General features: G+C 71.3%; 20 protein-coding genes and 1 pseudogene. 10 read left to right on the forward strand and 11 right to left on the reverse strand.

The window, feature by feature from the left end:
* The first annotated feature begins 35 nt into the window (after positions 1–35).
* Positions 36–800 carry an imidazole glycerol phosphate synthase subunit HisF gene (gene hisF / locus VGX25_RS31855; protein ID WP_326921668.1) on the forward strand — a complete coding sequence of 255 codons (765 nt, stop codon included), beginning with the start codon at positions 36–38 and terminating at the stop codon, positions 798–800.
* 376 nt (positions 801–1,176) lie between these two features.
* Positions 1,177–1,506: pseudogene (gene hisI, locus VGX25_RS31860) on the forward strand (phosphoribosyl-AMP cyclohydrolase); the annotation flags it as partial.
* Here the strand turns inward: hisI and VGX25_RS31865 are convergent.
* Positions 1,499–2,113, reverse strand: a complete 615-nt coding sequence (locus VGX25_RS31865) for a TetR/AcrR family transcriptional regulator (RefSeq protein WP_326921669.1) — start codon at positions 2,111–2,113, stop codon at positions 1,499–1,501. The pseudogene hisI and the gene VGX25_RS31865 sit on opposite strands and share 8 nt — an antisense overlap.
* Positions 2,114–2,236: 123 nt before the next feature.
* Between VGX25_RS31865 and VGX25_RS31870 the strand changes: the two genes are divergently transcribed.
* The 8 genes from VGX25_RS31870 (at position 2,237) to VGX25_RS31905 (ending at position 11,499) form a co-directional block, all read left to right on the forward strand.
* Complete coding sequence (locus tag VGX25_RS31870; protein ID WP_326921670.1) at positions 2,237–3,778, forward strand: anthranilate synthase component I; 1,542 nt, start codon at positions 2,237–2,239, stop codon at positions 3,776–3,778.
* Between the two features lies 1 nt (position 3,779).
* Complete coding sequence (locus VGX25_RS31875) at positions 3,780–4,298, forward strand: Trp biosynthesis-associated membrane protein (RefSeq protein ID WP_326921671.1); 519 nt, start codon at positions 3,780–3,782, stop codon at positions 4,296–4,298.
* A 195-nt stretch (positions 4,299–4,493) separates the two neighbouring features.
* Complete coding sequence (gene trpC, locus VGX25_RS31880; RefSeq protein ID WP_326921672.1) at positions 4,494–5,303, forward strand: indole-3-glycerol phosphate synthase TrpC; 810 nt, start codon at positions 4,494–4,496, stop codon at positions 5,301–5,303.
* Entirely contained in the window at positions 5,282–6,529 is a 1,248-nt protein-coding gene (gene trpB, locus VGX25_RS31885) for a tryptophan synthase subunit beta (RefSeq protein WP_326921673.1), read from the forward strand. Before trpC ends, trpB begins: the two co-directional genes overlap by 22 nt.
* Positions 6,529–7,323 carry a tryptophan synthase subunit alpha gene (trpA, locus tag VGX25_RS31890; protein WP_326921685.1) on the forward strand — a complete coding sequence of 265 codons (795 nt, stop codon included), beginning with the start codon at positions 6,529–6,531 and terminating at the stop codon, positions 7,321–7,323. Before trpB ends, trpA begins: the two co-directional genes overlap by 1 nt.
* 211 nt (positions 7,324–7,534) lie before the next feature.
* Entirely contained in the window at positions 7,535–8,596 is a 1,062-nt protein-coding gene (gene lgt / locus VGX25_RS31895) for a prolipoprotein diacylglyceryl transferase (RefSeq protein ID WP_326921686.1), read from the forward strand.
* A 147-nt stretch (positions 8,597–8,743) separates the two neighbouring features.
* Positions 8,744–10,495 (forward strand): substrate-binding and VWA domain-containing protein, encoded by a 1,752-nt coding sequence (locus VGX25_RS31900; RefSeq protein WP_326921674.1) that lies wholly within the window; start codon positions 8,744–8,746, stop codon positions 10,493–10,495.
* A 5-nt stretch (positions 10,496–10,500) separates the two neighbouring features.
* On the forward strand, positions 10,501–11,499 hold the full coding sequence (locus tag VGX25_RS31905; protein ID WP_326921675.1) for an alpha/beta fold hydrolase: 999 nt from the start codon (positions 10,501–10,503) through the stop codon (positions 11,497–11,499).
* Here VGX25_RS31905 and VGX25_RS31910 read toward each other — a convergent pair.
* The 10 genes from VGX25_RS31910 to VGX25_RS31955 form a co-directional block, all read right to left on the reverse strand.
* Positions 11,459–12,541, reverse strand: a complete 1,083-nt coding sequence (locus tag VGX25_RS31910) for a diacylglycerol kinase (RefSeq protein ID WP_326921676.1) — start codon at positions 12,539–12,541, stop codon at positions 11,459–11,461. The genes VGX25_RS31905 and VGX25_RS31910 overlap by 41 nt on opposite strands.
* The gene (locus VGX25_RS31915; RefSeq protein WP_326921677.1) at positions 12,541–13,329 is read right to left on the reverse strand and encodes an SDR family oxidoreductase; all 789 of its coding nucleotides are present in this window, start codon (positions 13,327–13,329) and stop codon (positions 12,541–12,543) included. The genes VGX25_RS31910 and VGX25_RS31915 overlap by 1 nt, the downstream gene beginning before the upstream one ends.
* A 147-nt stretch (positions 13,330–13,476) precedes the next feature.
* Complete coding sequence (locus VGX25_RS31920; protein WP_326921678.1) at positions 13,477–14,148, reverse strand: ESX secretion-associated protein EspG; 672 nt, start codon at positions 14,146–14,148, stop codon at positions 13,477–13,479.
* A gap of 95 nt (positions 14,149–14,243) precedes the next feature.
* Positions 14,244–15,032 (reverse strand): ABC transporter ATP-binding protein, encoded by a 789-nt coding sequence (locus VGX25_RS31925; protein ID WP_326921679.1) that lies wholly within the window; start codon positions 15,030–15,032, stop codon positions 14,244–14,246.
* Entirely contained in the window at positions 15,029–16,060 is a 1,032-nt protein-coding gene (locus tag VGX25_RS31930) for an iron ABC transporter permease (RefSeq protein ID WP_326921680.1), read from the reverse strand. The genes VGX25_RS31925 and VGX25_RS31930 overlap by 4 nt, the downstream gene beginning before the upstream one ends.
* Complete coding sequence (locus VGX25_RS31935) at positions 16,053–17,015, reverse strand: ABC transporter substrate-binding protein (RefSeq protein WP_326921681.1); 963 nt, start codon at positions 17,013–17,015, stop codon at positions 16,053–16,055. Before VGX25_RS31935 ends, VGX25_RS31930 begins: the two co-directional genes overlap by 8 nt.
* Positions 17,016–17,452: 437 nt before the next feature.
* Positions 17,453–18,478, reverse strand: a complete 1,026-nt coding sequence (locus VGX25_RS31940; RefSeq protein WP_326921682.1) for a LacI family DNA-binding transcriptional regulator — start codon at positions 18,476–18,478, stop codon at positions 17,453–17,455.
* Positions 18,475–19,836 carry a GH1 family beta-glucosidase gene (locus VGX25_RS31945; protein ID WP_326921683.1) on the reverse strand — a complete coding sequence of 454 codons (1,362 nt, stop codon included), beginning with the start codon at positions 19,834–19,836 and terminating at the stop codon, positions 18,475–18,477. Before VGX25_RS31945 ends, VGX25_RS31940 begins: the two co-directional genes overlap by 4 nt.
* Positions 19,833–20,612 (reverse strand): carbohydrate ABC transporter permease, encoded by a 780-nt coding sequence (locus VGX25_RS31950; RefSeq protein WP_414636047.1) that lies wholly within the window; start codon positions 20,610–20,612, stop codon positions 19,833–19,835. Before VGX25_RS31950 ends, VGX25_RS31945 begins: the two co-directional genes overlap by 4 nt.
* Before the next feature lie 382 nt (positions 20,613–20,994).
* Positions 20,995–21,961: carbohydrate ABC transporter permease (locus VGX25_RS31955; protein ID WP_414636048.1), on the reverse strand; the 967-nt coding region annotated here is incomplete at its 5' end.

Raw genomic sequence — 21,961 nt, forward strand, 5'->3', positions numbered from 1 at the left:
GCCCGCCAGTATTCCCGCACCGTAGGCTTACCGGCATGGCTGTGGCGGTCCGGGTGATCCCGTGTCTCGACGTCGACGCCGGCCGGGTGGTCAAGGGCGTCAACTTCACCGACCTCAGGGACGCCGGCGACCCGGTCGAGCTGGCCGACGCCTACGATTCCGAGGGCGCCGACGAGCTGACCTTCCTCGACGTGACGGCGTCCTCTTCGGACCGCGAGACCACCTACGACGTGGTGCGGCGCACCGCAGAGCAGGTCTTCATCCCGCTCACCGTCGGCGGCGGCGTGCGCAGTGTGTCCGATGTGGACCGGCTGCTGCGGGCCGGCGCCGACAAGGTCAGCATCAACACCGCGGCGATCGAGCGGCCCGAGCTGCTGCACGAGGCGGCGCAACGCTTTGGCGCACAGTGCATCGTGCTGTCGGTGGACGCCCGCCGGATCCCCGGCGGCACCGGCTTCGAGGTGACCACGCACGGCGGGCGGCGGGGCACCGGCATCGACGCGATCGGCTGGGCCGCCCGCGGGCAGGAGCTGGGCGTGGGGGAGATCCTGCTCAACTCCATGGACGCCGACGGCACCAAGGCCGGCTTCGACCTCGAGCTGATCCGCCTGGTGCGGCGCGTGGTCGACGTCCCGCTGATCGCCAGCGGCGGCGCCGGCGCGGTCGACCACTTCGCCCCCGCCGTCCAAGCCGGCGCCGACGCCGTCCTCGCCGCCAGCGTGTTCCACTTCGGACAGTTGCGGATCGGGGAGGTCAAGGCCGCGCTGCGCCAGGCGGGGGTGGAGGTCCGGTGGCAATGAGGCGTGTTTCGACAATGGTGATCGAGCCGCTGCCCGTGCTGCGCTCGCCTCGGCTGACAGCGGGCCCGAACCCCGCCCGCCCCTCGGTTGCCGAGAGCTGCGCGGTCAAGGCCGCGCTGCGCCAGGCGGGGGTGGATGTCCGATGGCACTAGGGCGTGGTTCAAAAACTGCGCTGGGGTCGGCCGATCTTTGGCGAGGGCGGCCGCCACACGACGACCAGGGCAGGGGCGAGGAACGAGCCCCTGCCCGCAGGCGTCGTCAGCCGACCACCAAAGACACCCAACCACCCACCCCGGCCCGCAACCCCCCACCCAACCCGACCCAAGGCCGCTCGCCGAAGGCGACCGGCGGCCCTGCCCGAGCTGGAAAACACCGCCTAGCGCCGGAGATCGCGGCCCGGCTCAAGCGCAATTCCGACGGGCTGATCTGCGCCGTGGCCCAGCAGCGCGGCAGCGGCGAGGTGCTCATGGTCGCCTGGATGAACGACGAAGCCCTCGAGCGCACCCTGACCACGCGGCGCGGCACCTACTTCTCCCGCAGCCGCAACGAACTCTGGGTCAAGGGCGACACCTCGGGCCACACCCAGCACGTGCACGAGGTCCGCATCGACTGCGACGGCGACACGGTCCTGGTGATCGTCGACCAGACCGGCCCCGCCTGCCACACCGGCACCCGCACCTGCTTCGACGACGGGCTGATCAGCTGAGGTCGCCGGTCAGGTAGCGCTGCACGTTGGGGGCCACGGCCGTGACCATGGTGTCGATGTCGGTGCCGGCCAGGGGTTCGAACTTGACGACGTAGCGGGCCATGCCCATTCCCACGATCTGCGAGGCGACCAGGCTGCCGCGGAACAGCGCGCGGTCCGGGGCGACCGAGCCGGCGATCCGGGAGAACACCTGCTTGACGAAGAAGTCGTGCAGCAGGTGGGCGGCCTGCTCCTGGCTGGAGACGCTGCGGATGATCGCCGTGAAGTATGCGCCGCCGGTGGTGTCCCAGATGGTCAGGAAGGTGCGCACGATGCGCTCGCCGAGCGTCTCCGGTGGACCGTCGACCAGGCGGTCGATCAGCTCGGCCGGGTCGAACGGCAGTTGCAGCACGGCCTTGATGAACAGGCCCTCCTTGCTGCCGAACCAGTGGTTGACCATGGCCGCGTCCACGCCGGCCCTGGTGGCGATGGTGCGCACGGTCGCGCCGTCGTAGCCCTGCTCGGCGAACACCTCGCGCGCGGCGTCCAGCAGCGCGGCCCTGGTGTCCGCGCCGCCCGGCCTGCGCCCGCGCCGCCTGGCCTTGGTCTGGTCAACGGACTTGGTCACGGATCCATCATGACCGGTCGGGCAAGCTTTTTCAACGGTACATGAATTCCGGCCGAGCCCGATCGGGCCCCCACCGACCCCGCCCGAGCCCGGACGACCGGGGCACACGGCACAATCGTCGGCATGGTCACCACGGTCGGGCAGGATCTGAGCCTGGCAGCCGGGATGGGCGCGGTCAGCCCCACGCGCGAAGAGTTCCACCTGCTCGCGGCCGATCGCCGGGTCATCCCGGTGGTACGCCGGGTGCTCGCCGACGCCGAGACGCCGGTTGGGGTCTACCGCAAGCTGGCCGGGGACCGGCCGGGCACCTTCCTCTTCGAGTCCGCCGAGAACGGCCGCTCCTGGTCGCGCTGGTCGTTCGTGGGCGTGAACAGCCCGGCGGCGCTCACCGCGCACGGCGGCGAGGCGCGCTGGACCGGCACACCTCCGGTCGGCCTGCCGACGACCGGCGACCCGCTGGAGGCGCTGCGCGAGACGGTTCAACTGCTGCACACCGACCCGCTGCCCGGGCTGCCCCCGCTGACCGGCGGCATGGTCGGCTACATCGGCTACGACGCGGTGCGCCGGCTCGAGCGCCTGCCCGAGCGCGCCGCCGACGACCTGCGGCTGCCCGAGCTGATCATGCTGTTCGCCACCGACCTGGCGGCGCTCGACCACCACGAGGGCACGGTCACGCTCATCGCCAACGCCGTCAACTGGGACAACACCCCCAAGCGGGTCGACGCGGCCTACGACGACGCGGTGGCCCGGCTGGACGCGATGACCGCCCAGCTGCAGACGTCGGCCGCGCCGACCGCCGTGGTGTTCAGCCGGCCCCGGCCGGAGTACCGGCGCCGCCGCGACCGTGAGGACTACTGCGCCGCGGTGCGGGCGGCCAAGGAGGCCATCCGGGCCGGCGAGGCGTTCCAGATCGTCGTGTCCCAGCGGTTCGAGATGACCACAAGGGCCGACCCGCTGGACGTGTACCGGGTGCTGCGCACCACCAACCCCAGCCCGTACATGTACCTGCTGCGGCTCGACGGGTTCGACATCGTCGGGTCCAGCCCGGAGTCGCTGGTGACCGTGCGGGACGGCAAGGCCACCACGCACCCGATCGCCGGCACCCGGTGGCGCAGTCCCGATCCCGAGGAGGACGCGCTGCTGGAGAAGGACCTGCTGGCCGACGAGAAGGAGCGCGCCGAGCACGTGATGCTGGTCGACCTCGGCCGCAACGACCTCGGCCGGGTGTGCAAGCCGGGCACCGTGACCGTCGTCGACTTCTTCCGGGTCGAGCGCTACAGCCACGTCATGCACATCGTCTCGACGGTCACCGGCGAGCTGGCCGACGGCAAGACCGCGTTCGACGCGGTGGCCGCGTGCTTCCCGGCCGGCACGCTGTCCGGCGCGCCCAAGCCGCGGGCCATGGAGCTGATCGAGGAGCTCGAGCCCACCCGGCGCGGCCTGTACGGCGGCGTGGTCGGCTATCTCGACTTCGCCGGCGACGGGGACACCGCGATCGCCATCCGCACCGCGCTGATCCGCGACGGCGTGGCCTACGTCCAGGCCGGCGCCGGCATCGTCGCCGACTCCGACCCGATCGCCGAGGACACCGAGTGCGTCAACAAGGCCGGCGCCGTCCTCGCCGCGATCGCCACCGCCGAAACCATGCGACCAGCCGAGACGTAACATGCTCAAACGTCCACTGTGGATAGTCACGGGAGCGCTGCTGGCCGGCGCGCTCGGGCTGTGGGTGTCGTCCCGGCTGACCTGGGGGACGAGCCGGCTGCAGCACCCCGGTACGGACGCCACGACGGTGGTCCTGACCCATGGCGCCGGGGTCGCGCCGCTGGTGCCGCTGGCGGTCGTGGCACTGGCCGGGATCGCCGCGGCGGTGGCGCTGTCCGGGTGGCCGCGCCGGATCCTCGGCGTGCTGCTGGCCGGCGCCGGGCTCGCCGCGGTCGCGATGGGCGTGTTCGCCGACGCCACCGTGACGACGGACTTCGTTCCGTGGGGCCGCATCCTGGGGGTCGCGGCCGGCGTCCTGATCGTCCTGGCCGGGGTGCTGCTGGTGTGGCGCGGCGGCCGGCTGCCGAGGCTCGGCGCAACGTACGAGGTGCCCGGAGCGACCCGGCGGGAGGACGATCGCGACGGCGATCTCTGGCAGGCGCTGTCTCAGGGTAAGGATCCCACTACCGATGAGCCGTGACAGCGTTGAGCTCAAAGTGCGGGCAAGGCTGGAAGCACTACTTGGCGTTGCTGGGCGGCGATTGCGAGTCACCGACCCCTCGGCGGGCCTCCGGCCCGGCCTCGGCGCCGGTGGGCCCGCACTGCCACCCCGTGCCCCAGTGCCGTTCGGCCCGGGGTTAGCATCCCTTTCGGCGGGAAGGGGCAAATTCTTGTGGTGAGTGTTCTCGAGTCGATTGTCGATGGTGTACGGGAGGATCTCGCCGCCCGCGAGGCAGCCCTTCCGTTCGATGCCCTCAAGGAGCTCGCCGCCAAGGCCGCGCCGCCGCGCAATGCCATGGCCGCGTTGCGCAGCAGCGCCATCGGCGTGATCGCGGAGGTGAAGCGGCGCAGCCCGTCGCGCGGGGAGCTGGCGCCGATCGCGGATCCGGCGGCGCTGGCCAAGGACTACGCCGAGGCGGGCGCCGTCGCGATCAGCGTGCTGACCGAGCAGCGGCGGTTCGGCGGCTCGCTGGCCGACCTCGACGCGGTGCGCGCCGTGGTGGACGTTCCGTTGCTGCGCAAGGACTTCATCGTCAGCCCGTACCAGGTGCACGAGGCCCGGCTGCACGGCGCCGACATCGTGCTGCTGATCGTGGCCGCGCTGGAGCAGAACGCGCTGGTCGCGCTGCTCGACCGGGTCGAGTCGCTCGGCATGACCGCGCTGGTCGAGGTGCACACCCCCGAGGAGGCCGACCGCGCGCTGGAGGCCGGCGCCAAGGTCATCGGCGTCAACGCGCGCGACCTGCACACCCTCGAGGTCGACCGGGACGTGTTCGGCCGGATCGCGCCGGGCCTGCCGTTCGACGTCGTCAAGATCGCCGAGTCCGGGGTGCGCGGGCCCGGCGACCTGATGGCCTACGCCGGCGCCGGCGCGGACGCGGTGCTCGTCGGCGAGGGCCTGGTGGCCACGGAGGACCCGAGGGCCGCCCTGGTCCAGCTGGTGACCGCGGGGTCGCACCCGGCGTGCCCGAGGCCGAGCCGGTGACCGACCGGCCGCGCCAGGACGAGCCGGCCGACGAGCACGGCCCGGACGAGCGGGGACACTTCGGCCCGTACGGCGGCCGGTTCCTGCCCGAGGCGCTGATCGCCGCGCTCGACGAGCTGGCCGCCGAGTACGACAAGGCCCGCGTCGACCCGGACTTCACCGGCGAGCTGAACCGGCTGCTGCGGGACTACGCCGGCCGGCCGTCGCTGCTGACCGAGGCGCCGCGGTTCGCCGAGCACGCCGGCGGGGCGCGGATCTTCCTCAAGCGCGAGGACCTCAACCACACCGGCTCCCACAAGATCAACAATGTGCTGGGCCAGGCGCTGCTCACCAGGCGGATGGGCAAGAAGCGGGTGATCGCCGAGACCGGGGCCGGCCAGCACGGCGTGGCCACCGCCACCGCCTGCGCGCTGATGGGCCTGGACTGCGTGGTCTACATGGGCGAGGTGGACACCAAGCGGCAGGCGCTCAACGTGGCCCGGATGCGGCTGCTCGGCGCCGAGGTGATCCCGGTGAAGTCCGGCTCGCGGACGCTGAAGGACGCGATCAACGAGGCGCTGCGCGACTGGGTGACCAATGTGGACACCACGCACTACCTGCTCGGCACCGCGGCCGGCGGGCACCCGTTCCCGGTGATGGTGCGCAACTTCCACCGGATCATCGGGATCGAGGCGCGCGAGCAGATCCTGGCGAAGGCCGGGCGGCTGCCGGACGTGGTCGCGGCCTGCGTCGGCGGCGGGTCCAACGCGATCGGCATCTTCCACGGGTTCATCGACGACCCTTCGGTGCGGCTGGTCGGCCTGGAGCCGGGCGGCAAGGGCATCGAGACCGGCGAGCACGGCGCGACCCTGTCCGAGGGCAGCCCCGGCATGCTGCACGGCGCGCTGTCCTACCTGCTGCAGGACGAGGACGGCCAGACGATCGAGGCCTACTCGATCTCCGCCGGCCTGGACTACCCTGGCGTCGGCCCCGAGCACGCGTGGCTCAAGGACACCGGGCGCGCCGAGTACCGCTCGGTGACCGACGCCGAGGCCATGGACGCCTTCCGGCTGCTGTCCCGCACCGAGGGGATCATCCCGGCCATCGAGTCCGCGCACGCCCTTGCCGGCGCGCTCGTGCTTGGCCGTGAGCTCGGCCCGGACGGGCTGATCCTGGTCAGCCTCTCCGGGCGCGGCGACAAGGACATGGACACCGCGGCCGCCTACTTCGGCTTCATGGAGTCATGATGGGCCGGTTGGACCCGCTGTTCGCCGCGACGTCAGCCGAGGGGCGGGCCGCCCTCGTCGGCTACCTGCCGGCCGGCTACCCGACCGTCGACGCCTCCGTCGAGCTGCTGCGCGCGATCATCGACGCCGGCGCCGACCTGGTCGAGGTCGGCGTGCCCTACTCCGACCCGGTGATCGACGGCCCGACCATCCAGGCGGCCGCGGACGTGGCGCTGCGCGGCGGTTTCCGGCTGCGCGACCTGTTCCGCGTGGTCGAGGCGGTGTCCGCGGCCGGCGGCCGGGCGGTCGTCATGACCTACTGGAACCCCGTGCACCGCTACGGGGTCGACGCGTTCGCCCGCGACCTCGCCGCAGCCGGCGGGCTGGGCATGATCACCCCGGACCTCATCCCGGACGAGGCCGCCGACTGGCTGGCCGCCTCCGACGCGCACCACCTGGACCGGATCTTCCTGATCGCCCCGTCGTCCACCGAGGAGCGCATCGTCCGCACCGCCGGCGCCGCGTCGGGCTTCCTGTACGCCACGGCCGTCATGGGCGTCACCGGCGCCCGCGACTCGGTGGGCAGCGCGGCCGCCGGCCTGGTGGCGAGGGCCCGCGCCCACACCGCCCTGCCGATCGGCGTGGGCCTCGGCGTCCGCTCCGGCGACCAGGCCGCCGAGGTGGCCGGCTTCGCCGACGCCGTCATCGTCGGCTCCGCCCTGGTGACCGCCGCAGGCGACGGCGAGGCGTCCGTGCGCGCGCTCACGTCGGAGCTGGCAGCGGGCGTGCGCCGGCCGGTGGCCAGCACACGGTAAGCCCCGCGCGCAAGGCCCGCCGCACGCAGGTCGCTTCGCCAAGGGAGACATGCTCGGCCACACGACCACCCCGGTGGCCGGCCGAGCTCCGCCGTGCCCAGCTGCGGTGGCCGCCCGCACGACCCCGCCTGGTCCCTGCCACAACCCCCCAGTCGGTGGGCCCGATGTGTCGCCCATTACGGTGAGCGCCGTGGTAAGTGCCTCCAGTGTGATGTTGGCCAGCTTCCCCAGCCCCGACCGCGGCGTGTGGGAGCTCGGTCCGATCCCGATCCGGGCCTACGCGCTGTGCATCATCGTCGGGATCATCGTGGCGATCTGGTGGGGCGAGCGGCGGTTCGTCGCCCGCGGCGGCCAGGCCGGGACCGTGATCGACGTCGCGGTGTTCGCCGTGCCGTTCGGGTTGGTCGGCGGCCGGCTTTACCACGTGGCCACCGACTGGCACCGGTACTTCGGCGAGGGCAGGAATCCCGTCGACGCGCTGCGCATCTGGGACGGCGGGCTGGGCATCTGGGGGGCCATCGCGCTCGGCGCGCTCGGCGCCTGGATCGGCTGCCGCCGCAAGGGTGTGCCGCTGCCCGCGTTCGCCGACGCGGTGGCGCCGGGCATCGTCGTCGCGCAGGCCATCGGCCGGATCGGCAACTACTTCAACCAGGAGCTGTACGGTGGACCGACCGATCTGCCGTGGGGATTGGAGATCTACCGCCGGGTCAACGAGGCCGGGCTGGACGACCCGCTGGGCGGCGTGGCCGAAAGCCACATCCCCGTGCAGGTCGTGCACCCCACGTTCCTCTACGAGCTGCTCTGGAACCTGGCCGTCGCCGCGCTGGTGATCTGGGCCGACCGCCGCTTCCGCCTCGGCCACGGCCGCGCGTTCGCCCTCTACGTCGCCGGCTACACGGCCGGCCGCACCTGGATCGAGCTCATGCGCACCGACGACGCCACCCACATCGCCGGCGTCCGCATCAACGTCTGGGTCTCGGCCATCGTCTTCATCGCCGCCGTCGCCTACTTCATCTGGGCGCGCCGGCTCGGCGAGCGCGAGGACCTCGCCGCCCTCACCGCCGCCAGGGAGGGCGAACCCGCCGAGCCCGGGGCCGAGGCGGCCGATACCGAGTCCGATTCCGAGACCGGGGAAACCGGCACGGCCGAGGAAGCCGAGGCGGATGCCGACGAGGGCGCGAAAGCCGAGGAGGGCGAGCCCGCAGACGAGGAGCGCGAGAAGGCCGAGAAGGCCGAAGTCGACTCCGGATCACCGCGCTCTACCGATTCCTAGGTCCGGCATTCACTAACCGTGGTCGACGTGTCACACTGATCCCTCTGCGAGGGATCCTGGAGGTTGCACGTGCCTGACCGCATGCCCGCACAACGGTTCGGCATGCTTCCGCTCATTCCCGTCGTCATTGTCGGAATCGCTGCCATCGTGGCGACATATCTGATCTTCAAACCGGACGCTGCCCGGAAGACCTGCGAACAACGGATCCAGCTCGACCTGAACTCGTCGACGGAGAAGGCCGATCTGCTCAACGAGCTCGCCAATCGGTACAACGCGGCGAACCGCGTGCTCGACGGCGGCCGCTGCGCCGTGGTGGAGGTCGGCAAGACGACGTCCGGCACGGCGATGGACGCGCTCGCCGAGGGTTGGAACACCAAGCGCACCGACGCGCGCGAGCCGCAGGTGTGGACCCCGACGTCGTCGATGTGGCTGGATCTGCTTCGCGAGAAAGGCAAGGGGCAACTGCTGCGCGACGCGAAGCCGGCGTCGATCACCCGCAGCGTCCTGTCGGTGGCGATGCCCAAGCAGATGGCCGACGTCCTGCGGCGCGAGGCCCGCGGTGAGCCGGGCTGGTCCGACATTCTCAAGCTGGCGGCCAGGGAGGGCGGATGGGGCACGGTCACCGGAGCGAAGCGGGAATGGGGGAAGTTCCAGCTCGGCCGGGACAACCCGCACATCTCCACCTCGGGGCTGGCCGCGACCATCGCCATTTACCACGCCGCGACCCTCGCGGTGCAGAAAGCGGGTGTCACCAGAGCCGATGTCGACAGCAGTGCGGTTGTCAAGTTCGTGCACGACGTCGAGTCCTCGGTCGCCCATTACGGCGAGGACGCCACGCTCTTCATGAAAACCCTCTACGACGAGGATCAGAAACAACCCGAGGTCCCGTACATCAGCGCCGTCGTGGTTCAGGAACAGCTCGCGTTCCTGTACAACAAGGGCGCGCCGACGGGAGACCCAGCTCAGCTCGGAAAGGGCGCAACGCCCCACAATCCGCTGGTCGCCATCCATCCCGCCGAGGGCACCGTCGTGCTGGACCATCCGTACGTCGTGCTGGCCAGCGCCACGCCCGACCAGCGGGCGGCCGCGGACGACTTCCGCGAGTTCCTCCTCAAGCCCGAGCAGCAGAACCGGTTCGCCGACTTCGGTTTCCGCGACCTGGCCGACCGGCCGCGCCAGGACCTCGCCGACACGCTCGACTTCAACGTGGGCGAGGACTTGGAGGTCATCAATCCGCCCCAGCCCGATGAGCTCAACCGGATGATCGCCGGCTGGGACGCGGTCCGCCGGCCCGCCCGGGTGCTGCTCGTGCTGGACGTGTCCGGGTCCATGAAGGAGCTGGCGAACCCCTCGGGGTCGGACAACAAGACGCGGTTGGACCTGGTCAAACCGGCCGCGCTGAAGGGCATCGAGCTGCTGGGGCCGCATGACGAGGTGGGCCTCTGGACGTTCTCCACCGGGCCGCCGGGCCAGCTTCCCTACACCGAGCTCGTTCCGATGTCCCCGGTGCCTGCCGTCAAACAACGGCTGGTCGAGGCCGTCAATGGGCTGCAGCCCGGCGGGGACACGGCGCTGTACCGGACGACGAGGGCCGCGCACAAGGCGATGCTCGAGCGCCTCGACACCAAGCTGATCAACGCGATCGTGCTGCTGAGCGACGGCGAGAACCACGAGCCCGGCAACCCCGATCCGGCCAGCCAGGATCTCGACCTGCTGCTGAACGAGATCAACGCCGATCGGCTTGAGAACTCGGTGCGGATCTTCACGATCCCCTACAGCAAGGAGGGCCACAAGGAGGTCCTGGAGAGGATCGCGGTCGCATCCAAGGCCGGCACCTACCCCGCAAGCAACCCGTTCGACATCGAGGACGTGTTCGTCTCGGTGTTCCGGAACTTCTGAACGCCATGGCCGTAGGGGATCGGCTCAGGGAACCGGCGACCGCCGCCGCGGTCGTCTGCGGCGGCATCGCCGGCGCGATGGCGGGCGCGCTGTCCAACGCGTTGTGGGCGCTGCCGGTCGGGGCCGGCGTCCTTGCCCTCCTGCTGGGCGTCCGCGCGCTGACCGTGCGGCTGTCGGCGCCCTCCCGTCCGCCGAAACCCCGCCCGGCGCCGGAAATGCCGCCCCTCGCCGGGCCACCATCCGCCCCGCGGGTCGCCGAGCGGCCGGGCGAGCCGGGCGGTGTCGCGGTGGTGTTCGTGCACGGGCTGTTCTCGTCGCCGGACGTGTGGTCGGCGTTCCACCGGTTGATCACCGACGACCCGGAGCTCGATCCGTTGACGCTGCTGTACTTCAGCTACTCGTCACCGTTCGCCAGGTTCGCCCCGCACCGCCGCATTCCCGAGTTCGACGATCTCGCCGACGATCTGAAGAACTACCTCGAGGTGGACGCGGCCGGCTACTCCGCGATCGTGTTCGTGTCGCACAGCCAGGGCGGGCTGGTGGTGCAGCGATACCTGGCCAGGATGATCAACAGCGCCCGGGGCAGGGACCTGGCCCGGATCCGCCGGGTCGTCATGTTCGCCTGCCCCAACTCGGGCTCGAACTTCGGTCTGGCCCTGCGGCGGTGGACGTTTCTGTGGCGGCACCCGCAGGAGCGGTCGCTGCGCCCGCTGGACGGCCCGACGATGACGGCGCAGGGCGTGGTGCTGAGCCGGATCGTGCACGCGACCGAGCACTCCGACATCAGGTGCCCGATCCCGGTGTTCGTCTACGCCGGCTCGGACGACAAGATCGTCACTCCGCCGTCGGCCAAGAGTGTCTTCCCGGACGACAAGGCGTTCGGGCTGCCCGGGGATCACCGTTCGATCGTGCGGCCGGACTCCGCGGCGCACCGTTCGTACCGGACGCTGCGGCAGCACCTGCTCACGGTGCTGAAGGACCGGACACCAGGCCCCGCCCGGTGATCAGCGGCAGGTCCAGCGCGGTCAGCAGGCCCGGCTTCGCGTCGACCACCGCGGGGATCGCGTTGACCAGGCGCATGGCGGTGGCCTTGAGGCCGGCGGTGTTGTGGTCGCCGTCGGAGCCGAGCAGCTGCAGGTCCAGGGTGTAGTTGGGCTCGCCGGTGACCACGACCCGGTAGCAACCCTGGCCGGCCGGTTGCGGCCAGTCCGGGCCGAGGTCGGGGCGCAACCGGGTGACGTGCTCGAGGACGCACACCGCGCGGTCGCCGACCATGCCGCGCACCTCGAACCGCAGGGCGGCCGCGGTGCCCTCGGCGATCGTGCCGGAGCGGACGTCGAAGGTCTCGGGCGCGGCAAGTCTTTGGTAGGAGTCCTCGACGCGGTCGAGCGTGATGCCGAGGCCGGCGGCGAGCTGGCGCACCACGCTGCCCCAGGCCAGCGACAGGATGCCGGGCTGCAGCAGCAGTGGGATGTCGTCGACCGGCTTGCCGAAGCCCATGATGTCGAACAGCACCTTGGCGTTGTCGTACGTGCCGTAGTCCAGGATCTCCAGGCAGCGCACCTCGTCGATGCGCTGGCACACACCGGTGAGCACCAGCGGCAGCCAGTCGTTGGCGAAGCCGGGGTCGACGCCGTTGACCCACAGGGACGCGCCGCCGTCCAGCGCCGCGCGGCGGATCGGCTCGAGCATCTCCTCGGGCACCACGCCGTCCGGGAACTGGAGGAACACCGGCGAGCTGGACACCACGTTGATCCCGGCGCGCAGGAACCCGACGAGATCCTCGACCGCCTCGCCCAGCCGGTCGTCGGCCATCGCGGTGTAGACCACACAGTCCGGTTTGCCGGCGATGAGCCCCGCCGCGTCGTCGGTGGCCGTGACGCCGAGCCGGCGGCCGAGCCCGGCCAGCTCCCCGGCGTCCCTGCCCACCTTGTCCGAAGTGGACACCCAGACGCCGGTCAGCGAGAGGTCCGGTCGCGCGTTGATGCCGGCGATCGCGTGCCGCCCCACGTTGCCGGTGCTCCACTGCACCACCCGGTAGGCCATCACAGATCCGGGAGGCCGAGGTCGAGGTTGGGTGCCTGGGTGCCGCCGTCGACCTCGATCACCTTGCCGGTGACGAACCCGCCGGCGGCCGAGGCCAGGAACAGCGCGGTGGCCGCGATCTCCCGCGCGTCGCCGATCCGCTTGAGCGGGGTGGCCTGCTCCATCCTGGCGCGGATCTCGTCGTTGGTGAGCACGATGTCCAGCGCCGACGTGGCGACCGAGCCGACCGCGATCGCGTTCACCCGGATGCGCGGCGCCAGGTCGAACGCCGCCAGCTCGGTGAAGTGCGCGAGCGCGGCCTTCGCCGTGCCGTAGGCCAGAAACCCGCGCCCGCTGACCCGGCCCATCACCGACGAGATGTTGACCACCGAGCCGCCGCCGCGCTCCAGCATGACCGGCACCGCGGCCCTGGTGAGGGCGTGCGCGGTGCCGACGTTGAACCGGAACGCCTCCTCGAGGAACTCGACCTCGGTCTCCATGAACGGCCGGGGATACGTCCCGCCGACATTGTTGATCACGATGTCCAGCCGCCCGAGCTCGTCCCGGGCGACCGCGGCCAGCCTCGCCATGGAGTCCAATTCGGACAGATCGGCCGGCACGACCGCCGCGCGCCGCCCGGCCGCCTCGATCTGCTTGGCCACCCGTGCCAGATCGCTCTCGGTACGGGAGGAGATGACCACGTCGGCGCCGGCCTCGGCGAGCGCGATCGCCGTGGCCGCACCGATTCCGCGCCCCGCGCCGGTCACCACGGCAACCTTGTCGTCGAGCCTGAACAGGTCGAGGATCACGCCCAGGACAGTAACACGTTCTATCTCATTCGGGAGGCGGCGCCGACTACCTCCTTGACCCGGTGGGCACGCGGGAAGGCGTGTTCGCGTTCCACCTCGGTGGCGTCGACGAGCGGGACTACCCGCTGACCGTCGACAACCTCTCCCTCATCGAGCACGCGTCGTGAGGGCGCCGATCACCTCGCGGATCCGGTGCGCGATGCGCTGGTTGTCCGCCGGCGTGACGCTGACCCAGTCGCCCTGGCGCGCCAGCAGATAACGGCCGTCCCGGGTGTCGAACCAGCGCACCGGTTGGTCGGCGCGGCGCCGGGTGCCGCCAGGGCCGGCCACCGTGACGCCGAACTCGCCGGAACCGACCCGGCCGGCCATCACCGCCGCCAGCGAGATGATCGGCACGACCCGCGCGGCGCCGGGGCCTGGCCACTCCGGTGGCACGATGTCCACAATAGACTCAACGATCAGCTCCGGCCAGACCTCCATCAGCCACACCGTGTTCTGGCTGATCGTGGCGGTGACACCCAGCCCGCGGACCGCGGCCGTCAGACCGCGCAGGGGACCGCCCAGCTGACCGACGGCGTCCACGGACACCTCGCCCTCGGCCAGCACGCCGAGGAACCTCGCGAGGTCGGAGTCGGATGCCTCGTAGGTCAACCCGCGTTCGCCCAACGCCCGACGCACCCGCTCGGCCGTCGCCACCCGCTGCCGCGTGGTGGCCTCGGTCCTTGGCATGGTGAGCGGGTAGGGAACCTGGCCCAACCCCAGCTCGTGCCAGACGGTGTCGAACTCGGTGGCGGTGAGCTCGATCGCGGACGCGATCATCACAAAGCCCCCTTGCGGGTGTGGTGCCGACAGCGTGCACACGTAACAGCGGCGCGAACGGTTCAAAAGAATCTTGAAAGCTCTTCCGCCGCAGCTCAGACCGGCCCACCGGGTAGCCGTGCGGGTGCCACCACGAGCTGCCCGCGGGCGGTGCTGAGCACCTCGACCTCGGCGTCGAAGTGGCGCCGCACGGCGTCGCGGGTGAGAACCTCGGCCGGGGCGCCGGCGGCGACCACCTCGCCTCCGTCGAGCAGCAGCAGGTGATCGGCGTACTGCGCGGCGAACGTGAGGTCGTGCAGGGTGCTGACCACCGTGGCGCCGTCCTCGGCACGCAGCCGGTCCACCAGGTCGAGCAGGGCCTGAGCGTGGCCGATGTCCAGGCCGGTGGTGGGCTCGTCGAGCAGCAGCAGCCCGGCCTGCTGGGCCAACACCCTGGCCAGCACCGCGCGCTGGCGCTCGCCGCCGGACAGGGTGCGCAGCAGGCGGCCGGCGAGGTCGGACAGGTCGAGCCGGGCCAGCACCTGCTCCACGATCATCAGGTCGCGGCGGCCCTCCTTGGCCAGCAGGCCGAGATGCGGGGTGCGGCCGAGCAGCGCGTAGTCGGTGACCGTGAGGCGGTCCGGCAGCACCGGGATCTGCGGCGCGTACCCGATCGCGCGGGCCCGCTCCCGGGCGCCGAGGCCCACCGCGGGCCGGCCGTGCAGCAGGATCTCGCCGTCGCTGTCGGCCAGCCCGACGATCGACTTCAGCAGCGTCGACTTGCCGGCGCCGTTCGGCCCGATGATCGCCAGCCACCCGCCCGGCTCGAGAGCAGTGCTCACATTGAAGACCACCCGATTCGAACCGTAACCCGCGCTCACCGAACGGAGCACCAATGCCGTCATCGGATCCGCCCCCGGTTCAGCCGCAGCACCACGACGAAGAACGGCGCGCCGGCGAACGCCGTGATCACGCCGATCGGCAGCTCGGCCGGGGCGACCGCGGTGCGGGCGATCTCGTCGGCCACGATCAGGAACGCCGCGCCGCCGATCAGCGACAGCGGCACCACGATCCGGTAGCTCGCGCCGGCCAGCAACCGCACCACGTGCGGCACGACGATGCCCACGAAACCGATCAGCCCGCTGACCGCGACCGCCGCCGCGGTGGCCAGCGACGCGGCCGCCAGCACCACGAGGCGCACCCGGCCCGGCCGGATGCCGAGCGACGCCGCCTCGTCGTCGCCGACCGCCAGCACGTCGAGCAGCCGCCCGCACTGCCACAGCACCATCGCCGCGGATCCGATGTACGGCAACGTGAGCAGCACCTCGTGCCAGCCCGCGGTGGTCAGCCCGCCGAGCATCCAGGTGTACACGTCCTTGATCGTGTCGGTGTTCAGCTGCTGGGCGAACGTCTGGATCGCGGTGAGGAACGCGGCCACCGCGATCCCGGCCAGCAGCAGCACCGCGGTGCCGCCGCCGGCCGAGCGGCCGAGCAGCCAGCTCAGCGCCACCCCGCCGAGCGCGCCGGCGAACGCGGCCAGCGGCAGCGGGTCGACCGGCCAGCCGCTCCGCGCCGGCGCCGCGACCACCACCAGCGTGGCCGCCATGCCCGCCCCCGCCGCGGCGCCGAGCAGGAACGGATCGGCCAGCGGATTGCGGAACACGCCCTGGAACGCCGCCCCCGCCACCGCCAGCGCCGCGCCGACCAGCCCGGCCAGCACCACCCGCGGCACCCGCAGCTGCCAGACGATCGCGGCCTCCTGCTCGGACAGCGGCGACGTGCCGCCGGTCAGCTGGGCGATCAGCTCGCGCGCCACCCGGGTCCAGCCCAGCCCCGCGGCGCCGATCAGCGTCGCGCCGACCGCCACGGCGACCAGCACCAGCACCGACACCCCGAGCGTGACCGGCGCCAGCCGGCTGCGGGTCCTATCCACCCGCTGTCTGGCTCGCCTTGCTCACGGCCTCCCCGACCGAGCGCACCAGATCCACGATCCGCGGACCCCACCGCGAGGCCAGATCATCGTCCAGCGCCACGACATTGCCGCCCCTGACCGCCTTCAGCGTGCTCCACCCCGGCCGCGCGCCGACCGTCGCCGCATCCTGCCCGCAGCACTTGGTGTCCGCCAGGAAGATCAGGTCCGGATTGGACCGCAGGATGTGCTCCGCCGACAGCTTCGGATAGCCGCCGGAGTCGACGGTGTCCGCAGGATCGGCCACGTTCGTCAACCCGAAAAGGCCGTACACCTGCCCGATGAACGTCTTCGACGTCGCCGTGTACAGCTCCGTCGTCAGCTCGTGGTAGTAGCTCAACGGCGTGGCCGGCTTCGGCATCCCCGCGACGATGCCGGCGATCTCGTCCTGGGTGCGCGTCGCGAGGTCCTCGGCCTCCTTGACGTGCCCGGTCGCCTTGCCCAGCAACCGAAACTGTGCGTACGCGTCGTCGATGCTCCGCGCCGACGGCAGAAGCAGCACCGGCCGGTGCAACTTCTCCATACCCGCAACCAGATCGTTGGCATCCGCCTGCGCCACCACCAGGTCGGGCTGGTACGCCGCGATCGCCTCCACGTTCGGCGTCAACCCGGACAGCGTCGTCCTCGGCGCATCCGCCGGGAACGTCGACTGATCATCGACCGCGACCACCTGCTCGCCGGCCCCGATCGCGAACAGCGCCTCCGTGCTGCTCGCCGACAGCGACACGATCCGCTCCGGCTTCCGCCGCAACAGGATCACACTTCCGTCGGGCGCCGTCACCTGCGCCGGAAACGCCTGCGCCGCCGGCGCCCCCGTCGCCGGCCCCGCCGCCCGCTCCCGGTTCGCACACCCGGTTGCGGCCAGCACCCCCACCAGAACAACCACCGCCAGGCGTCGCGCGCGCCCGCGAGCACTCACTCCGGACAACCCTCACCTCATGACCGTCGCTACTCCACGCGCCGCCGGCAGTCGACCTGGCTAGGCTCACACCATCACAGTTGCGGGACAGCGCCGGATTCCCACCGGACTTCGCCACCGCGCCGCGCCGCCGATCACAGGACGTGACCAGCGCCCGGACCGTACCACCCGAGCCGCCCTCCCCCTCGCCACGGACCCCGCCCACATGATCGCCGAGTCGGCCGGAAGGTCACGCAGTTCGAGGTCCCGGGAACAACGCCCGCGCCGCGTGGACCAAAGCCACCGGCCGCCCGATTTCGCCTAGACCTACCCCAGACCCAACCTAAGCAGCCCCCACCCCTAATTTTGGGTGGGGGGCGGGTTCGTGGGCAGTTTACCGACCGACACCGAGAGTTGATCTTCGCGGGGCCCGGTTGTCCACAGGTTGGCGACCGTGGTTACGCGGAGTCGCGTTCCACCAGTTCGGTTGGCAGGACCACGGGGTCGGCGGGTGGGTGGCCGCCGATCTGGGCGAGGAGGAGCTCGGTCATGGTGCGGGCCTGGACGGCGATCGGTTGGCGGACGGTGGTCAGCGCCGGCTCGGTGTGTCGGGCGAGCTCGATGTCGTCGTAGCCGACGACGGCGACGTCCTCGGGGACGCGGCGGCCGGCGGAGCGCAGGGTGCGCAGCGCGCCGATGGCCATCATGTCGTTGGCGGCGAACACGCCGTCGAGGTCGGGCGCGCGGTCGAGGAGCTCGGCCATGGCGCGCTCGCCGGACTCGCGGGTGAAGCGGCCGTAGGCGACCTGACCGGCCTGCTGGCCGGCCCTGGCCAGCGCGCGGTGGTAGCCGGTCAACCGGTCGGCGGCGGCGGTCATGTCGGGCGGGCCGGCGATCGTGGCGATCCGCTTTCGCCCCGCGGTGATCAACCGCTCGGTGGCGAGCTGGCCGCCGCCGACGTTGTCGGTGTCCACATAGGTCAGGCCGGGGACGGGACGGTCCGGCCGGCCGCCGACCACGGTCGGGACCCCGGCGCGGATGAGGATCGACGGCAGCGGGTCGTTGCCGTGCATGGACGCCAGAAGCACGCCGTCGACGTGGCCGCCGCGGACGTAGTCGGCGAGCCGTTCGTGCTCGGCGTCGTTCTCGGCGTTGACCAGAACCAGCTGCACGCCGGTGCCGATCAGGGCCTGGCTGGTGGCGATGATGATGCTGGCCAGGTACGGGTCGGCGAGCACGGTGGCCGACGGTTCCCGCAGGACCAGGGCGATCGAGTCGGTGCGGCGCTTGACCAGGCTGCGGGCGGCGCGGTTGGGCACGTAGCCGAGGCGGGCGATGGTGCGGTCGACCGCGATCTTGACCTCGGGCGACACCCGGGTCGAGCCGTTGATCACCCGGGACACGGTCGCCCTGGACACGCCGGCCTCGGCGGCCACCGTGTCCAGGGTGGGCTGCCGTCGCGGGCCCGCCTCGTCAACGCTCATACAACGCCGTTCGCTCGGATCACGTCGCGGTACCAGTGTGCGCTGTCCTTCCAGACCCGGCGCTGGGTGGGGTAGTCGACGTGGACGATGCCGAACCGCTTCGAGTAGCCGAACGACCATTCGAAGTTGTCCAGTAGCGACCACACGAAGTATCCCCGAAGGTCCACGCCTGCGGAGATCGCCTCGTGCACCACCGCCAGGTGGTCGCGCAGGTACGAGATCCGCTCGGCGTCGCGCACCCCGTCGGCGTGCATCCGGTCGTCGAACGCGGCGCCGTTCTCGGTGATCATCATCGGGATCCCGCCGTACTCCTCGTGCACCCGGTGCACCAGCCCGCGCAGCCCGCCCGCGTCGATCGTCCAGCCCATCGCGGTCGCCGGCCCCCGCGCCGCGATCCACCGGACGTCGTCGCATCCGGGCCACGGGGAGGGATTCCCGGACGGTCGCCCGCCGCCGTCGACCGTGTTCGTCGTGTAGTAGTTGATCCCCAGCAGGTCGATCGGCGCGGCGATGGTCTTCTCGTCGCCGTCGGTGACGAAGCTCCAGTCGGTGAGCGCGGCGGTGTCGTGCCGCACGTCGTCCGGGTAGCCGTTGCGCAGCAACGGATCGAGGAACAGCCGGGTGCCGAGCCCGTCGATCCGGCGGGCCGCGTCGGCCGCCTCGGGGGTGTCCGACGCCGGCAGCACCACGAACGGGTTCACGCTGATCGACACCTGCGCGCCGCCCGGCAGCGCGGAGCGCAGGGCCTGGACGCCGAGGCCGTGCGCCAGCAGCAGGTGGTGGGCCGCGCGCAGGGCGAGCGCGGGGTCGGTGCGGCCGGGCGCGTGCTCGCCGGACGCGTAGCCGAGGAACGCCGCGCACCACGGCTCGTTCAGCGTCGTCCACAGTGGAACGCGATCACCCAGCCGCCCGGCTACCGACGCGGCGTACTCGGCGAACCGGTTGGCCGTGTCCCGCTCGCCCCAGCCGCCGGCGTCCTCGAGCTCCTGCGGCAGATCCCAGTGGTACAGCGTGAGCACCGGCATGATGCCGTGCCCGAGCAGCTCGTCGACCAGCGCCTCGTAGTGGTCGAGGCCGGGCTCGTTGACCGGTCCCCGGCCGCCCGGCTGCACCCTGGGCCAGGACACCGAGAACCGGTACGCCGACAGGCCCAACTCGGCCATCAGCGCGACGTCCGCGCGGAACCGGCGGTAGTGGTCGGCGGCCACGTCGCCGGTGTCCCCGCCGAGCACCTTGCCCGGGGTTTGCGCGAACGTGTCCCAGATGGACGCTCCGCGACCGTCCACTGTGGTCGACCCTTCGACCTGGTACGCGGCCGTGGCCGCACCCCACACGAAGCCCTCGGGGAACACCGTCATCCCTTCACCGCACCCTGCATGATGCCTCCAATAATCTGGCGTCCGAGTAGCAGAAAGACGATCAACATGGGGAAGGTCGCGATCACCGTGCCGGCCAGCACCAGCGAGTAGTCCACCTCAATGCCGCCGGCGGTGTTGGCGATGGCCACCTGGACCGTGGGATTCTGAGTGTTGAGCAGGATCAGCGGCCAGAACAGGTCGTTCCAGTACGTGATGAACGTCAGCAGGCCGAGCACCGCGGCGCCCGGCCGGGCCGCCGGCAGCACGATGTTCCAGTAGATCCGCCAGGTCGTGGCGCCGTCCACCCGGCCGGACTCGATCAGCTCGGTCGGGATGGCCGAGGACAGGTACTGCCGCATGAAGAACACCCCGAATGCCACGACCAGCGCCGGGACGATCACGCCGCGCAGGTCGTTGGCCCAGCCGAACCACTGCGTGACCATGATGTACAGCGGGATGATCGCCAGCTGGGTGGGCACCAGCATGGTGGCCACCACCATCCCGAACAGCGCGTTGCGGCCGCGGAATCCCAACTTGGCGAAGGCAAAACCGGCCATCGTCGAGGTGAGCACCACCGATACCGTGATCGTGCCGGCCACGATGACCGAGTTGACCAGCGCGGTCCCGAAGTTGCCCTGCTCGAACGCCGCGGCCAGGTTGTCCCACAGGTTTCCCCCGGGCACCAGCGGCGGCGGATACCGCCCGATGGCCGACTGATCCCGGGACGACACCACCACCGACCAGTACAGCGGAAACGCCGAAAAGATGACGATCATAATCAGCAGTGTTTGACTGCTCCAGCGTGCTCGCGGCCTTGATCCGGTGTCTTCCCTCGTCGCGCGTCGGCCGCGGGGCGGCCTTTGGCGCTCCTCGGTCCAGACACCGGCGGCCGCTCCGCGCGCTGGAGCGCTGCTCGGTCGCTGCGCGACCTGCGCCGGGGCTGGGCGCGCTGGTTGGCTTGGTTCAGCCACCTGGCGATCCCCCGGGGGCCCACCGTCGCGGTTCCGCCTAGTCATGGCGACCCCTCGGCGCACATCGTCGGGGACCGGCCGACCTGGATCGTTGCGGTTGAGCGGGGGTTGCGGCGCAACCCCCGCTTCACGGTCTCGATCCTGGCCGGTGCGGTGCGGCACCTGGGCCCGTCTGCCGAATTTCCGCCTAGTCATCCGACGACCTGATCCGGCGGACCAGCAGCAGGTTGATCAGCACGATGACCACCGTGACGAGGAAAAGGGACCAGGCTATCGCGGCGGCGTAGCCGTAGCGGCCGTTGGTCCAGAACTGTTGGTACAGGTAGAGAACGACGGTCTGGAACTGGCGGGTGGAGCCGCCGTTGTGGTTGCGCGTGGTGTCGAACAGGAAGGGTTCGGCGAACAGTTGCAGGGCGCCGATCGTCGACACGATGGCCGTGAAGATGATGGTGGGCCGGATGCCCGGGATCGTGATCGACCAGAACTGGCGCCACCGGCCGGCCCCGTCGATGGCCGCGGACTCGTAGAGGTCGTACGGGACGGTCTGCATCGCGGCGAGGTAGATCAGCGCGTTGTAGCCGGTCCAGTGCCAGGTCACCATGACCGACACGGCGACCCAGGAGGCGGCCTTGCTGGCCCGCCAGTCGATCGGGTTGTCGAGGAACGGTTGCAGCGCCCAGTTCAGCAGCCCGAAGTCGCGCGCGAAGATCTGGTTGAAGATCAGCGCCACGGCCGCGACCGACGTCACGTACGGCACCAGCACGCCCATCCGCAGGAACAGCCGCGCTTTCAGCCGGTAGTTGAGCAGGTGCGCGATCCACAGTGCCAGGAACAGTTGGGGCACAGTGGACAGGACGCCAATGCCCAGCGTGTTGATCAGCGCGTTCCAGAAGTTGTCGTCGGCCCACAGGGCGCGGTAGTTGCCGAGGCCGACCGAGTCGTTCTCGCTGCCGGGCCGGCGCGGGCTCCACGCCGTGGTCGAGATGAGTGCCGTGTACAGCAAAGGAAACAGCCCGAACACCGCGAACAGCAGGAAGAACGGTGCGATGTAGAGGTACGGCGAGCCCTTGACGTCCAATCGGTACAGTCGCGACCGCCAGGCCCGCCGCGGGGACGGCGGTGGGTCCGCGGGTCGCCACCGATCCGGCCCCGGT

Source organism: Actinophytocola sp. (assembly GCF_035942955.1).
GTDB lineage: Bacteria > Actinomycetota > Actinomycetes > Mycobacteriales > Pseudonocardiaceae > DASYTH01.

Coding starts and splice junctions, on each gene's coding strand:
- VGX25_RS31945 (WP_326921683.1), bottom strand. CDS start 19,836: ATGACGGTGTTCCCCGAGGGCTTCGTGTGGGGTGCGGCCACGGCCGCG.
- hisF (WP_326921668.1), top strand. CDS start 36: ATGGCTGTGGCGGTCCGGGTGATCCCGTGTCTCGACGTCGACGCCGGC.
- VGX25_RS31870 (WP_326921670.1), top strand. CDS start 2,237: ATGGTCACCACGGTCGGGCAGGATCTGAGCCTGGCAGCCGGGATGGGC.
- lgt (WP_326921686.1), top strand. CDS start 7,535: ATGTTGGCCAGCTTCCCCAGCCCCGACCGCGGCGTGTGGGAGCTCGGT.
- VGX25_RS31940 (WP_326921682.1), bottom strand. CDS start 18,478: ATGAGCGTTGACGAGGCGGGCCCGCGACGGCAGCCCACCCTGGACACG.
- VGX25_RS31905 (WP_326921675.1), top strand. CDS start 10,501: ATGGCCGTAGGGGATCGGCTCAGGGAACCGGCGACCGCCGCCGCGGTC.
- VGX25_RS31910 (WP_326921676.1), bottom strand. CDS start 12,541: ATGGCCTACCGGGTGGTGCAGTGGAGCACCGGCAACGTGGGGCGGCAC.
- trpA (WP_326921685.1), top strand. CDS start 6,529: ATGGGCCGGTTGGACCCGCTGTTCGCCGCGACGTCAGCCGAGGGGCGG.
- VGX25_RS31875 (WP_326921671.1), top strand. CDS start 3,780: ATGCTCAAACGTCCACTGTGGATAGTCACGGGAGCGCTGCTGGCCGGC.
- VGX25_RS31925 (WP_326921679.1), bottom strand. CDS start 15,032: ATGACGGCATTGGTGCTCCGTTCGGTGAGCGCGGGTTACGGTTCGAAT.
- VGX25_RS31920 (WP_326921678.1), bottom strand. CDS start 14,148: ATGATCGCGTCCGCGATCGAGCTCACCGCCACCGAGTTCGACACCGTC.
- VGX25_RS31950 (WP_414636047.1), bottom strand. CDS start 20,612: ATGATCGTCATCTTTTCGGCGTTTCCGCTGTACTGGTCGGTGGTGGTG.